Annotated in this window: 14 protein-coding genes; all 14 read right to left on the reverse strand. The window is 38.2% G+C overall.

Annotation, left to right across the window (positions count from 1 at the left end):
• Positions 1-46: 46 nt before the first annotated feature.
• The gene (locus tag EP57_RS02610) at positions 47-1051 is read right to left on the reverse strand and encodes an inorganic phosphate transporter (RefSeq protein ID WP_036083947.1); all 1005 of its coding nucleotides are present in this window, start codon (positions 1049-1051) and stop codon (positions 47-49) included.
• Positions 1052-1203: 152 nt separating this feature from the next.
• Entirely contained in the window at positions 1204-1941 is a 738-nt protein-coding gene (locus tag EP57_RS02615) for a LytR/AlgR family response regulator transcription factor (RefSeq protein WP_036083949.1), read from the reverse strand.
• The gene (locus EP57_RS02620; protein ID WP_036083951.1) at positions 1919-3244 is read right to left on the reverse strand and encodes a sensor histidine kinase; all 1326 of its coding nucleotides are present in this window, start codon (positions 3242-3244) and stop codon (positions 1919-1921) included. Before EP57_RS02620 ends, EP57_RS02615 begins: the two co-directional genes overlap by 23 nt.
• Positions 3245-3470: 226 nt before the next feature.
• A complete protein-coding gene (locus tag EP57_RS02625) occupies positions 3471-3701 on the reverse strand; it encodes a MerR family transcriptional regulator (protein WP_052167496.1) in 231 nt (76 codons plus the stop codon).
• Between the two features lie 39 nt (positions 3702-3740).
• A complete protein-coding gene (locus tag EP57_RS02630; RefSeq protein WP_036083955.1) occupies positions 3741-4484 on the reverse strand; it encodes a glycosyltransferase family 2 protein in 744 nt (247 codons plus the stop codon).
• Complete coding sequence (locus tag EP57_RS02635) at positions 4465-5742, reverse strand: glycosyltransferase (protein WP_036083957.1); 1278 nt, start codon at positions 5740-5742, stop codon at positions 4465-4467. The genes EP57_RS02630 and EP57_RS02635 overlap by 20 nt, the downstream gene beginning before the upstream one ends.
• Positions 5711-6670: an NAD-dependent epimerase/dehydratase family protein gene (locus EP57_RS02640; RefSeq protein WP_036083959.1), complete on the reverse strand. Its 960-nt coding sequence runs from the start codon at positions 6668-6670 to the stop codon at positions 5711-5713. The genes EP57_RS02635 and EP57_RS02640 overlap by 32 nt, the downstream gene beginning before the upstream one ends.
• Before the next feature lie 31 nt (positions 6671-6701).
• Positions 6702-7331: a sugar transferase gene (locus EP57_RS02645; RefSeq protein WP_052167497.1), complete on the reverse strand. Its 630-nt coding sequence runs from the start codon at positions 7329-7331 to the stop codon at positions 6702-6704.
• The gene (locus tag EP57_RS02650) at positions 7321-8571 is read right to left on the reverse strand and encodes an oligosaccharide flippase family protein (RefSeq protein WP_036083963.1); all 1251 of its coding nucleotides are present in this window, start codon (positions 8569-8571) and stop codon (positions 7321-7323) included. The genes EP57_RS02645 and EP57_RS02650 overlap by 11 nt, the downstream gene beginning before the upstream one ends.
• Positions 8537-9862, reverse strand: a complete 1326-nt coding sequence (locus EP57_RS02655; RefSeq protein WP_036083965.1) for a hypothetical protein — start codon at positions 9860-9862, stop codon at positions 8537-8539. The genes EP57_RS02650 and EP57_RS02655 overlap by 35 nt, the downstream gene beginning before the upstream one ends.
• Before the next feature lie 5 nt (positions 9863-9867).
• Positions 9868-10548 carry a CpsD/CapB family tyrosine-protein kinase gene (locus tag EP57_RS02660; protein ID WP_036083968.1) on the reverse strand — a complete coding sequence of 227 codons (681 nt, stop codon included), beginning with the start codon at positions 10546-10548 and terminating at the stop codon, positions 9868-9870.
• On the reverse strand, positions 10542-11210 hold the full coding sequence (locus tag EP57_RS02665; RefSeq protein WP_036083970.1) for a YveK family protein: 669 nt from the start codon (positions 11208-11210) through the stop codon (positions 10542-10544). The genes EP57_RS02660 and EP57_RS02665 overlap by 7 nt, the downstream gene beginning before the upstream one ends.
• A gap of 22 nt (positions 11211-11232) precedes the next feature.
• Positions 11233-12507, reverse strand: a complete 1275-nt coding sequence (locus EP57_RS02670; protein WP_036083972.1) for a nucleotide sugar dehydrogenase — start codon at positions 12505-12507, stop codon at positions 11233-11235.
• Positions 12508-12680: 173 nt separating this feature from the next.
• Entirely contained in the window at positions 12681-13478 is a 798-nt protein-coding gene (locus EP57_RS17415) for an immunoglobulin-like domain-containing protein (protein WP_479481426.1), read from the reverse strand.
• Between the last annotated feature and the right edge of the window lie 7 nt (positions 13479-13485).

The raw sequence follows: 13485 nt of genomic DNA on the forward strand, positions 1-13485 counted from the left end.
CTTTTTCAAATCCAGATACAATAGCAAAAATACCTTTACTTACAGATTATAAAAATATTGCCGCTAAAATCCAATACACAACCGCCGCCAAAACTCCCGCAGAAGGCAGCGTAATCATCCACGTCACCAGCATATTCTTCCCAGTCCGCCAGTTCACTTCTTTCTTATGATTCGCCGTCCCAACACCCATCAGTGAACTATCAATAACTTGCGTCGAGCTAATCGGCAAATGAATCAGCGTCGCACTCATAATGACCGAAAGCGAACCCAAATCAGCCGCAACGCCAGTCACCGGCTCAATTTTCATGATTTTCGTACCTACCGTTTTAATAATCCGATATCCGCCAATCGACGAACCGAGTGCCATTGCAGCCGCACAGCTCACTTGCACCCAGAACGGCACGTGCGAATCCGTCTGGAAACCGCTCGCAATCAGCGCTAGCGTAATAATCCCCATCGTTTTCTGCGCATCATTCGTCCCATGCGCGTAAGCTTGCGCCGCAGTCGTACCAATTTGAATAAAGCGGAACCGCCGATTTGTCTGCACCAATTTCTTATTCCGGAATAGAAATTTAAACAGCGAATAAATCAAGAATCCGACCGTAAAACCAATAACCGGCGACACAATCAAAGCAATAATAATCGTTGTAAAACCGCTCCAGTTCAGCACCCCAAAGCTCCCCGCCGAAGCAATCGAGGCCCCCGCAATCGAGCCAATCAGCGCATGGGATGAACTACTCGGCATTTTCGCAACCCACGTCAGCAAATTCCAAATCACCGCCGCAATCAACCCACAGAGCACGACAAATTCGCCATTTTTCAAGGCAAACGGGTCGACAATGCTCGAAGTCAAAGCTACCGCGACACCCGTAAACGAAATCGCACCTAAGAAGTTCATCACTGCCGCAATGCTAATCGCCACACGCGGTTTGAGCGCCCGCGTAGAAATACTCGTCGCCACCGCATTCGCAATATCATGAAATCCATTTATAAAATCAAACGCTAAGCCAACAATGACAATTATAATCGTTATTAAAAGTACTGTATCCATTCCTAATCCCCCAGCTGTTAAAACTTATTTAACAATCTATACCCTGTCTCGCGTGATATTCTCATTTTCAAATACAATTTATATAGATTGTAGCACAAATATACATGTTTGAGCAGAAACAACAAAAAAACACATCAGTCATCATCAAGATACTAATGTGCCGCTAGCAAAGACTGCCTTACTCTAGCCACCGTTCGTTTCCCCGCAAAAACAGTCTCACTATTTTTAAAAACAATCGTTCTTTTTCCCAAATCTAAATTCCGGATTTTAGTAGGATTAATAATATAGGATTGTAAATCTAACAAAAACTCGGTGAACATCAATTTTCCTTTTAACTCGTTAATGGGTATACTTACCGATAAAACCTCATTTTCTAAGTGAAATCTTGTTTTTCTAGTCCTCGGCAATGTTTCAATAAAGTAAATATGCTCGTAGCCAATTTTATGAACCACACCCTCAACCTCTACTATCAAAAATTCTGTTTTATCGTATCGCCGTCGTATTAAAGCTGTGATTTCTGCAATTTTCAACTGTAATGTCGCCAAAGTAAAATTCGTTTTTACTAAATAGGCCAATGGCTCAATAACTAGATTTACTGTTTCGAAAAGCCGTGTTTTGATTGCTGTTAGAAAAATAATAATGCCTTTCGGGTCAATTTCTCTAACCTTTATGGCCAGCTGTACGCCGTCTAACCGCGCTTCCAAATCAATATCTAAAAAATAAATATGACTGCCTTTATTGCGTCTGATGTCTTCTAATAAAGCATCTGGAGTTGCTATGTCTTGATCTACCTCTATAGGCATCTCAGACAATATTTCATCTTGATTCAGTATTTGCAACAACGTGTCCCGCTGTATTTTCTCATTTTCAATGACATACAGTTTCTTCATAAATTTCACTCCCTTTATTGTTTTCTAAAATGCTGAACTTGGCAATAAAGCTTCCGTTTACTATACTCGATTGAAACGCCAACTTCTTGTCACTTTTTACAAGTTTGCGAATGTTATAAAGGCCGTAACCTCGCCCACTGCCTTTACTGCTATAGCCTGGCTGATATAAAGTTTCTATATCCACATCATTACTTCTTTTCATCGTATTCATAACAAGAAAATGCAATCTTTTATTCTGGCTATAAATGAAAATATCCACCGTTGCATCCTCTGATTCTTGTGCCGCTTCCAAAGCATTGTCCAAAATGATACCTAAAATCCGCACACATTTTGCCGTACTGACGGGAATCTGATTGATAATTTCAGTAGCCTCCATGTTGATTCGAACACCACTGTCTCGTGCTTGAAGTAACTTTGCTAATAGCAAGCCCTTTATCGGCATGTTCCGAATTTCCGGTAATTCTAGTGACATATCGTCATCCATCATCATACCGATATCCTGCATATATTCCACAAGACCACTATAATCATTCTTTTGAAGAAAAAATTGAATCGAAATTAACATATTATTAAAATCATGTTTTAACCCTTTTAAACTCTTATTTTGCTTTTCCAAGTTCTCTTGTTGTGCGGCGGTCAGCGCCAAATATTCTTTTTGTTGGGTAATCTTAATTTTTAAAGCCACCATTCCGATAAGGTAAATCATTAAAAAAACAATAACTAACGCTCCCATTCGTAAATGATGGTATGCCATCTCAGGGATTGCTAAGAAAAGTGCTGTAACTAACTCAATGCCAATTGGTATGCTTAGCATGACTATTTTTAGCCATAAGCTACTGCTCATTATTTTTTGCATCACATTTTTATTTGTTGTATTTAAATACTTTCTTAAAAATAGACTTTGAGCCATAATAATGACAAATTGAATCGTATAGCCTATCAGAATTTCTCTATAATCAATCCCTCCAAAGGGAAATACAATTCCATTTTCCCCTGCAAAACTTAGTAAAATTCCAAAACTGCAGTACCACGATACATTTAAAATTAGATTCACAGTCAAGAAATACACCAGGGACGTGGTGAAGTCATTTGTAGTAATATACATAAACAGAAGTAGTATCCCATATGCAAGCACGCTAAAATAAGTGGGAGACAGTGATTCTAAAAACAGATAATACACAGCGAAACACAAAATTAGCGTGCTAATAATTCGAACTCTAATTACTTTTTCTATGTCAAGAATAAGTACCGGCAGTATGAAGCTAATGATAGACATTGTAATATACAAATCATTTTCTGACATCTTAACCACCTTTTTATTTTTTATTCTTATAATCCATCCTTATACTATCTAGTATAGAACGTAAACTGCCAGTTTGCTGTAGTCAAAAAATGAACTTTCCTATGGCTCGGCATCGCGAGAGAGCGCTTTCTTTTAAAAAAAGGCGTGCTTTCATAAAGGTAGCGATTTTGTGCAACATTAAAAACGTGCTTTCATATATCAAAAACACGTTTTTAATGGTTCGGAGCTATCTTTGGTATGGACGATACTTTTCAAATAACTCTGGTGCTATACTTTTCCGATGCTCAATTTCGTAGCGATAAAAAAGGACCGCAGAACCTTTTTTGATTTTTGTTATTTTTCCACGAGCCACTAGAGAATGAAAACATTGTTTGGAAATGTCGAGGTAATCAATAGCTTCCTGTCTCGAAAGAAACTCCCTGTCTAATAACTCTCTAAGTTGCTTTTGTTTATCCATAATTTTAGCTCCCTCCGTTGTGTCAATGTTTGTTTAAAATTAAATTATTCGTTTCCGCACAGCGTTGTATGCATAACAAGTGAAACAAATAGCCGCATGCCAATAACTTAGTTTTTCTTGTTCTCGGTACATTTTCCAAGTCTGCATTGCCATTTTTCCTTTTTTAGATGACAGCGAGTCATTACGAAGATTGTAGCTCGCCAAAACTTGGTTTAGCCCATACGCGACGTGTCCTTTTTTTAAAATCGAAAGCCAAGTTGCTGTATCCTGCCTTGTTCTAATACTTGGCATTTTTATATGATTTATCCTTTTTCGATCGATGACTACCGTGGAACAATTGATAATCGTGTTCCTCAAAAGATCGTTATATGCCAGGCGCCGAGGCACTTGCACTGTATTTTTAACTGTAGAGGCAACAACCCGTTCATAAGCTGTAAAACTAAATCCTGCTTGATGTTCTTCCATAAACCGCAGTTGCCGAGCTAATTTCTCTGGATACCACGTGTCATCGCTATCTAAAAAAGCGATAAAACGCCCTCTACCTTTGCTCAATGCTATATTCCTAGCTTCAGCCGCCCCGATATTTTGCTTGAGTACGAAAAGAGATATTTGTGATTTGTCTATGTCTTGGATGATTTGAACAGTCTTGTCATTGGAGGCATCATCTACAATAATAATCTCCAGTGATTTGTATGATTGATTTAAAACACTGCTTATTGTTTTCGCAATGGTGGCTTCACTATTGTATGTTGGAATAATGACACTAACTAATTTCTCTTTCATTTTTCTCCTTTGTGTTGAGCGATTTGTAATAATGTTCCAATTTAATTTGTTCTTTCTCCCAAGTGTATTTCTTTTTGATTCTCCGGGTGTTTTTCTTTAGCAGCTGGTACTTTGTTGTATTTTGAAGCAAGTGATTTACACCAGTAGCAATGGCTTTCGGGCAATGGGAATCGACACAAACGCCAACTTGATCGCCTTCCACCACTTTCTTAATTTCCGGGAATTCACACGCAATCACAGGAACTTCTGCTGAAATATACTCAAAAAGCTTATTTGATGAAGCAGAATAGTGGTTAAAACAAGTATTATTTAAAACTTGAAAACCCAGAAATGCTTGTTGCGTGTAACTTCTTAGTTCGTGTAATGGCACTTTATCAATAAATTTAACGCGGTCTTCTAAGGCTAGTTCAGCAACTCTTGCTTGCAGCTCCTTTTTTTGACGGCCGTCTCCAATAAAGACTAACGTTCCCTCTTGAAATAAAGGTACGGCTTCTACTAATTTCTCCAAACCTCTGCCTGGGTTAATAACACCTTGATACAATAAAATTTTTTCATTTGGTGGTAGTTTCAAAAGTTGGTGTATACTCTGACCACCTACCATTCGAGTTACATATTCCGGATAATTATGAAGCACAGCTGGGAGAAAGCCATATAATTGTTCATTGAAAGCAGCTCGTGTATGGTTTTCAACAATCATCAAATCAATTTTGCGAATATAGAACTGTTCAATCTTTTTATATAAAAAACCATTACAACCTTCACGACTTGTTTGAACTTCGTGGGAATCATAAATTAGTAGGCTTTTGTTCCATCTGCTTCTCGCTGCAAAATGGGCTTGTGGTAGAGTATTTAAATCATGTGCCTGAAAATAATCAGCATCCCTACTCCTAGCAACCAATGCCATTGTTATAATTGTCATTGATCGGTGAATAAAGATATGTCCTTTTGAAGTAAACGAAATGAATAACAACATGATGGCAACTACGGCAATTCCAAATTGTCCTAATACCGAAAATCCAAGTATAAACAGCAGTAACGATATGACCCAAATCGCATACTGATTATTTTTCCCACCTACCCTTGTTACGTAAAAAAAAGGGGCAACAAGTTCCGACTTTGGTAATACTTTTTTCTTATATTCTTGCATACAGATTAATTCCACCCAATAACCTGCCTTTGCCAAGGTTTTTCCTTCCTTCAAAACCCTAGCATCATTAGAAAAATTATTAAATAACAACATCACTATTTTTGGTCGCATGGAGAGTCTCCTTCATCTTTATTTCTCGTAACTTCTCAAGACCCGTTTGCAATATATATGTGGGTTCCCATCCCGTCGCTTCTTTAAATTTCTGATTGGAAAGACAGCTATTGTACACATCACCTAAACGCGGAGCCTTTCTCACTGGGTCTAACTCGATTTGTAGCAGATTGCTTATGTTTTGAAATACTTCATTTATAGATGTCTGCTCATTTGTTGAAACATTATATACGCCACTTTTCTTGATATCTATCGCCAAAATCAATGCTTCTGCAATATCCTCTACGAAAATAAAATCTCTCGTCTGTTTTCCACTGCCAAAAATAGTTGGTGCTTTTTGATGTGCTAGTTTATCCCAAAAATTCGAAATGACATCCTTTTTAGCAAGGGGCTTATTGCCGTATACATTAGCAAATCGAAGCGCGCAATATGGAAAACCATCCATGTTCTCATTTAAAGAAAGGTACTGCTCACACATACTTTTTGACATACCGTACGGAGATTGTGGTTGTTTTTGTGACTCCTCGTTTAATGGCAAATCCGTATTGTTTCCGTACACTGCTGCCGACGATGCAAAAACGAATCGCTCAAAATTTGCGACTTTTTTACATGCAAGCAAGACATTCAATGTACCCAAAATATTAATATCTGCATCTAGTTGCTGCTGTTCGATAGAAGTCGGGATATCCGTCTGTGCCGCCAAATGAATCACATAATGCGGGGCAACATTTGCGATATAATTTAGAGCATCTTTACTTCTAATATCACATATTTTCAAATCAATCCGGCGTTCTAGAATCCAACTCCAGTCACCAGTACTTAAATTATCAATAACAAAGATTTCATGTGGTGTTTTGATCAAATTTTTCAGTACTTGCGAACCAATGAAGCCGCAACCACCTGTAATTAAGAATCGTTTTTTTCTCACATCATGTTTCCTCGCTTTCCTTTTGCTTAAGCTAAACCGCCCCTCTAAATGTCAAAACAACCTTTACTGTAAGCATTAGAATATACATGTCCATACGTATAGAACGGTGGTCCACATAATGACAATCCATCTGCATCTTTTCTCCATTCGTTATTAAACTTCGACCATTCACCTGCGCCCATCCTGTGAGTCCTGGCTTGACTCTTAACCGCTTTTTTTGTTCTTCTGAGTAGTAGCATGTGATATCAGGTATTTCAGGCCTTGGCCCAACAAGACTCATATTGCCAATCACTACATTAAAAAATTGCGGCAATTCATCTATGCTTGTCCTTCTTATAAAACCGCCAACTTTTGTGATACAAGGATTTTTACCGTTACCTTCTTTAAATATGAATGTGTCTGGAACCCCGCTCTCCCAACCCTTTCCGTACTCATTTTGCTGTTTTGCGTCAACTTTCATAGATCGAAATTTATAAATGGGGAAAAGCTTGCCATCTTTTCCAGTTCTTGTTTGCACAAACAGGACAGGACCGCCATCTTCTAGTTTGATACAGGTAGCAACAACTAGCATAATCGGCGTAGTCACAAGAAAACCCGCAACCCCCAAGAGGATATCCATTACTCTTTTGAAAAATAAGTCCACCGTTTGCCTACTCATCATTTTTCCCAACTCCATTTAATAGCTTCACCAAAGCTCGCCGACCTAAATACCAAACAACAACATTGAAAAACGAAATAATCACACTGTAAAAAATCATCGTTTGTAGAAAATCAGCTTGCATAATCATAAAAACACCAATAATACTCGCTAATTTGCAAAGTTCTAAGATCATTTGTAGTTTTTGCTTATTCGTAACATATAAAATCTGCGAAGTGGCCCCAAAAACTGCTTGTGTAAAAAACAGCATACTTAAAGTCTGTGCAAGCTCCCCAGCCTCCCGCCAATTCGCACCAAAAACAAACGGAAAAACAACTGGTGAAAACATAGCTAACAATACGACTGGCAGGAACATCACCACACAAAGTTTCCACGTAATTTGCATATACATTCGATAAACTTGCCCCGGTTGATTCGCAATGCGTTTTGTCGCAAAACTATAGAAAAACTGGGCAATAGATATGGAAAGCAGTGAAATTGGTACAAGAATTACACGCTGTACTAATGCATATTGACCCCCAGCAGCCGTTGCAAAAATAGCGATAATAAACAGTTGTGGCACTTGTAAAGCGAGCGTATTGACAAGCCCCGATGGAGCAGAGAAAAGCATAAAGTTCCGATACTTCCGTAATAAAAACACCATATCCGCCCACGAAAATACTACTTTCTCTAACCGCGCCTTCCTAGATACATGCTGTAAAACAAGCAAACTAAGTAACTTCCCACCAATATCTCCCAGAAGCAAACCCATGGGACGAAATGATAATATACTTTGTAAAAATCCAGTACCCAGTAATTGCATGGATTTAGTCAGAGATAACGTTCTGTACTGCTCCAGCGCCATATTCTGATAGTTATAAATTTGTATCATACTTGTAAAAGCAATACCTAAACTAAGTAATAGCATCGAAAATACACTAGGATTTATCCCAACAAAACGCAATATACTCCAGTCAAAAATCATGTATACGCCAAACAATATCGCACAGACTAGCCAAACAATCATGAAATTCAGTCTTAATAACTGCCTAGCTAATTTGGTATCTTGTTCTAGCGGAATTGCTTTTTCTAAACTTAAGCTAGCAATTTTAACCGTAATGGCAATGACCGTGACATACGCAGCGTAAATTCCCATTTCCGTTTCAGAATATAGCCTTGAAATGATTGGAGCAAAAGCCATCATAATCAACTGTGCCAACACATTACCACTAAACAGGGTTACTAATATTTTTCGCGCTGACATGTTCATTTCCTTCCCATAAATCACTGCGATACAAGTAATTCAATCCCATCGCAATCACGATACCGTTTGTAAACAGGGCGATAATAAAGGAACTATCCACCAAACTCCAAGCCGGCATGACCATCAAGGCTACACTGAGCACAAAATTCCGTTTCTGCGCAATACTGTCATACAGCCAAAGCACACATCCAAGCAACACACTAAAGGCAATGACTCCAGCGTATCCAAAAGCAGAATAAGCATCTGCCCACATGTTTACATTTGCAGACATCTCCTCTGAACCAAAATACGTGAAACCAATAAGGTGACTAGGACTCGCTTTATAAGGATAGTCCACAAAAAATCCCAAAATCGAGTGTCCTAAATATGTTTTTTCATGTGTTGAGAAGAAGTCAAAGAATAAACTCGATAAAGCGCCAGGTAAAAGGAGCATCCTTCTAGTAAATATTTCAGTAAGTGCAATATTGTCATTAAAAATATCTACCAAAATGGCCAACACTACAAAAGCAACCATGAACCAGACAAAGCTAATACCAAATGTTCTCCCGCTTTTTCTAAGACAAAATAGGATAACAAACAATAACCCCATCGACAACACCACACTTTTGTGTCCTGAAACAGAATATACATACACTTGCCCAAATATCCCTACAAAGAGGAGTAATAACTGACCACGCATTATACCGATAGTTATCATAAACATATCCATTATTTTCGAAAGCCATGTTATTGCGTACCCAGCTATTCTGCCTGTCTCACTTCGATACACTTCTCTCACACCATATACTTCTTTAAAAGAAACCGGATTAATATGAAAACCATACGCCTTAATCATAACCGCATAGAGTAGCGACATACCTACAAATATCCCAACGTTCACAGCGGCAACTGGGAAATTAGTATTCGGAAGCTCTATCAAAGAAATTTTGCTGAAGAAATAAAGGATCATCAGGCCAGCAAGCACGACTAGTTTAAATATCCAAAAGGAATCCAAAGCATCCACTCTAATAAAATCAGGAATGATGATGACAGGAATGTACGCAAACAGATACAATGTCCAGTAAATAACTTGAGACGGTCGTTGCACCTGATATTCCAACCAAAAGCTCGGCAAAATAGCTAATAGACTAGACAGTATAGTGACCCATAATGACGGATGTAAATTGGTAAGTTGATAGTAACTATATGCTGGCGAGATTAAATAAATATAAGCAATATACAGTGCCGCAATATATGTGATGACACCTAGAATAACTGTGATTCTACCGACGCTTAACTGCATTTCTCTCACCAAAGCTACTCTTTAACATAGTTATAATAATAATTTGAGTCATGCTTTTTCTTCCTTATCTTATTTCTAATGACACCGATAATATCAATATTTTGCATTTTACATGTATCGATGCATGTCTTTAGCTGATTCTTTGTTGTTTTTCCATTCTCCACAACAATAATCGTGCTATCACAGACGCTTCCAATAATCTTACTATCTGCTAACCCACTTGGTGGCGCATCTACGAAAATGAAGTCATAATCAACTCGTTGTGTGTCGATAAAAGTTTTAAAACGCTTTTTACTGAGTAGTTCGGTAGGGTTGTATGGTAATGGGCCACTTGTTACAACATCTAGATTTTCAGCAACTTGTTGAATCGTTTCTTTTTCATCCATAAGTTCATTTAGAAAATCGGTAAGGCCGCTAAAATTCTGCAGTTGAAATGGCTTATGGATTGTTGGTAGACGTAAATCACTATCGATAACCAATACTTTCTTATTATTTTTGGCCATAAAATAAGCCAGATTGACAATGGCACTTGATTTTCCTTCACCTTGCCTACAAGATGTCACCATAATTACTTTTAGATTACGCTTATCCGCTAGATATTGAATGTTAGTACGAATATTACGAATCTGTTCAGGTATGACACCTTTTTCTTTTTTAATTAATTGTCTTTCAGAATATTGCTTTTTAATCACCATTTCTCAATCTCCCCTAAAATAGGAATATTGGTTATCTCTTCAATGTCTTCATTTTCTCTAATCGTATTGTTGCTGAATAGGATGGCAACCATGATTATCATACCGCCCACCAAGCCAATAAATAACCCCATCAACAAGTTCATTTTTATATTTGGTGAAACTGGAATTGCCGCTTCTTCTATAGTTGCTTTTGATAAAACTTTGATTGTACCGTCTTCAAGTAATGCTCCAACCTCTACTTCCATTACCCGAATCGTCGTATTTACAACTTTGACGGCTTCTTCTGGTGTGGTTGTGGTATACGATATGGAGATGATTTGCGATTCATTTTCATTTTTTACGTTCAAATTCGCAACGATTGTTTGGAAGCTTTCTCTTATATCTAATTTCATTTTTACTTGATCGATAATTTTATGACTTTTTAAAATGCCTGAATAGGTGCTAATTAAGCGATTATTCGTGTTGGCATCTAGCCTGAAATCTTCTGTTTCTAATTTTTGTGGCTTAACAAAGATGTCTGCTGTTGCTTGATATTTTGGGGTGGCTATTTGTGTGGCCCATAAGGCGGAGCCTCCAATACCGACCACTGCCGCTAGGACAAGAATCCAAAGATACTGCTTTATTCGCTTAGCAACAACGCGCAAGTCTATCATTTTTTCCATATTACTAACCTTACCTTCTTTTTCAAGTCATAATACTTACTTCTTTTAGTGTGTGCATATTTCCTAGATTTATTATGCTAACTTCAGTGTCAACATGCTGTACAATACCTTTTGTATCAAAAATGAGTTTGTTTCGCATATTCGCAATGTGTTTGGAAGCGATTTTTCGAAATTCCGAATGATCTGTGAGTACTAGTAGTAAATCAGTGTTTGTTAAAGCGGTGTTGATGTCTTTTTCTACAAAATCTAAAGCAACGTGTGGATCGTATGCCACTACCTCATACGGTGATTGCTTTTGTAGAGATTGGTAAATCGTCATCGCCGGACTTTCGCGGGTATCGTCACTATTTCCTTTGTATGCTAGACCAAAAATGGTTATTTTGTTACCGCCTATGTGCGCCATGATTTCTTCCACTTTAGTTAGAATATAGACCGGCATCGATTCGTTGATACTTCTCGCTTCTTTAATTAGTGGTGTCGCAAATGGCGCCGTGGCTACAATAAAGTTCGGATCAACGGCTAAGCAATGCCCGCCAACGCCTGGACCTGGTTGATGGATATTTACACGCGGGTGGTGATTTGCGAGTTCAATGACTTTTAGCGCGTCAATTTCTAATGTCTCACCGACCTTCACTAGCTCATTGGCCAATGCTATGTTAACGTCACGAAAGGTATTTTCCATTAGTTTAGCTAATTCTGCGGTTGCTGCATTCGTGGGTATTAAGCGGCCCTTTGCGAATGTTTGGTATAATTTAATGCCAGCTTCTGTACAACTCGGCGTTACACCACCGATAATCCTATCGTTATACACAAGTTCATGAATAATTCGCCCTGGCAAAACACGTTCTGGACAATGCAATAAATGCACATCTTTGCCAACTTGCAAACCTACTGATTCTATCAACGGCAAAATTTCAGATTCGGTTGTTTTAGGCGCAACGGTTGATTCAATAACTACTGTATTGTTTGCTCTTAAGTAGGGCAGAACACTTGTAACTGCTTGTAGCACATAAGTTAGATCGCATGATTTCCATAAATCTTTCTTACTTGGTGTTGGTACTGTAATGATGAACACATCAGCTAGTTCTATTTCGGTAGTTGCGATAAAGTTGCCTTGCTTTACTGCTTTTTCAAGTTCCTCTTGTAAAAATGGTTCTTCTATGCCTGATTTTGCGTTATTTAATCTTTTTATGACAGACTGGTTCACGTCAACACCAACTACTTGATGTCCTTTATTGGCGAACATGACCGCTGTAGGTAAGCCGATATAGCCTAGGCCAATCACTGCTATTTTCAATTTTCTCACCTTCTTTAACTTGGCTGGATAGCTACTGTTTTTTTGTCCGTGATAATTCCCTAAAGCCTGGGATATTAAAAAATAATAATGGAAAGTCTAGCCTGAGATAGAATCTGTACCAATTCTCATACCGATACATTTTGTCTCAGGCTATCGTTTCACTAAATACTCGTTTATTTCGTTGTTACTTTAACGTCTTTCTGATCGATAATATTACCGCGTGCATCCAGAGCAATTAGGACTACTTTTTCGCTTGTATTCTTAATGGTTCCATGTGCGTAAAAGGAAATTTTCCCAGCTGCTACTGTTCCTCCGCTGTAAACTGTATCGCCTACTTTTAATCTAACTCGGCTGACATTCCCAGCGTAAGTTCCTTCTAGATATCTACTTTGGCCTAATACATATTCATCAGGAGTAACTGTACCGCTACCATCTAGGTTTTTCACAGCGATTACTTTGCTGTCTACTTCATGGCCTACTGAATTATATGCCTTAATTGTTACTTTGTTATATGAGCTACGAATCTTATCTCTGGCGTAGAATTGGAATGTTCCGTTTTCTACTGTTCCTCCTGCATACTCGATTTCGGTTCCATTGTCATCTTCAACAACTAGTCGAACACGTCTCACATCATCTGTAAAATTACCTGTAACATAACTATCTTGATACAGTACAAATTCGTTTGGTGCTACACTACCTGTATACAATGGTCTTACTTTGATATTTTGTTGATCAATCTTATTTCCACGTCTATCGTAAGCCACTAGGATAGCTTTAGCTGTTGTTGTTCTGATTTTGTCCATCGCGTAGAAAGAGATACGGCCATTTGTTAATGATCCGCCAGCATATTCTGTTCCATCGACTTGCAAACGAATTCTTGAGACGTTACCACTAACCGCCCCTTCAATGTGTCTGCTTTGACCAAGAATATAATCATCTGTCGTGATTGATCCTGCTCCATCTCCATTAATTAGCGAG

It is taken from the genome of Listeria booriae (assembly GCF_000766865.1).
GTDB classification, from domain to species: domain Bacteria; phylum Bacillota; class Bacilli; order Lactobacillales; family Listeriaceae; genus Listeria_A; species Listeria_A booriae.

Bases quoted from the DNA above. Each gene is read 5' to 3' on its own strand.
- EP57_RS02610 (WP_036083947.1), bottom strand. From the start codon at position 1,051: ATGGATACAGTACTTTTAATAACGATTATAATTGTCATTGTTGGCTTA.
- EP57_RS02645 (WP_052167497.1), bottom strand. From the start codon at position 7,331: ATGATGAGTAGGCAAACGGTGGACTTATTTTTCAAAAGAGTAATGGAT.
- EP57_RS02615 (WP_036083949.1), bottom strand. From the start codon at position 1,941: ATGAAGAAACTGTATGTCATTGAAAATGAGAAAATACAGCGGGACACG.
- EP57_RS02665 (WP_036083970.1), bottom strand. From the start codon at position 11,210: ATGGAAAAAATGATAGACTTGCGCGTTGTTGCTAAGCGAATAAAGCAG.
- EP57_RS02620 (WP_036083951.1), bottom strand. From the start codon at position 3,244: ATGTCAGAAAATGATTTGTATATTACAATGTCTATCATTAGCTTCATA.
- EP57_RS02630 (WP_036083955.1), bottom strand. From the start codon at position 4,484: ATGAAAGAGAAATTAGTTAGTGTCATTATTCCAACATACAATAGTGAA.
- EP57_RS02635 (WP_036083957.1), bottom strand. From the start codon at position 5,742: ATGCGACCAAAAATAGTGATGTTGTTATTTAATAATTTTTCTAATGAT.
- EP57_RS02660 (WP_036083968.1), bottom strand. From the start codon at position 10,548: ATGGTGATTAAAAAGCAATATTCTGAAAGACAATTAATTAAAAAAGAA.
- EP57_RS02650 (WP_036083963.1), bottom strand. From the start codon at position 8,571: ATGTCAGCGCGAAAAATATTAGTAACCCTGTTTAGTGGTAATGTGTTG.
- EP57_RS02625 (WP_052167496.1), bottom strand. From the start codon at position 3,701: ATGGATAAACAAAAGCAACTTAGAGAGTTATTAGACAGGGAGTTTCTT.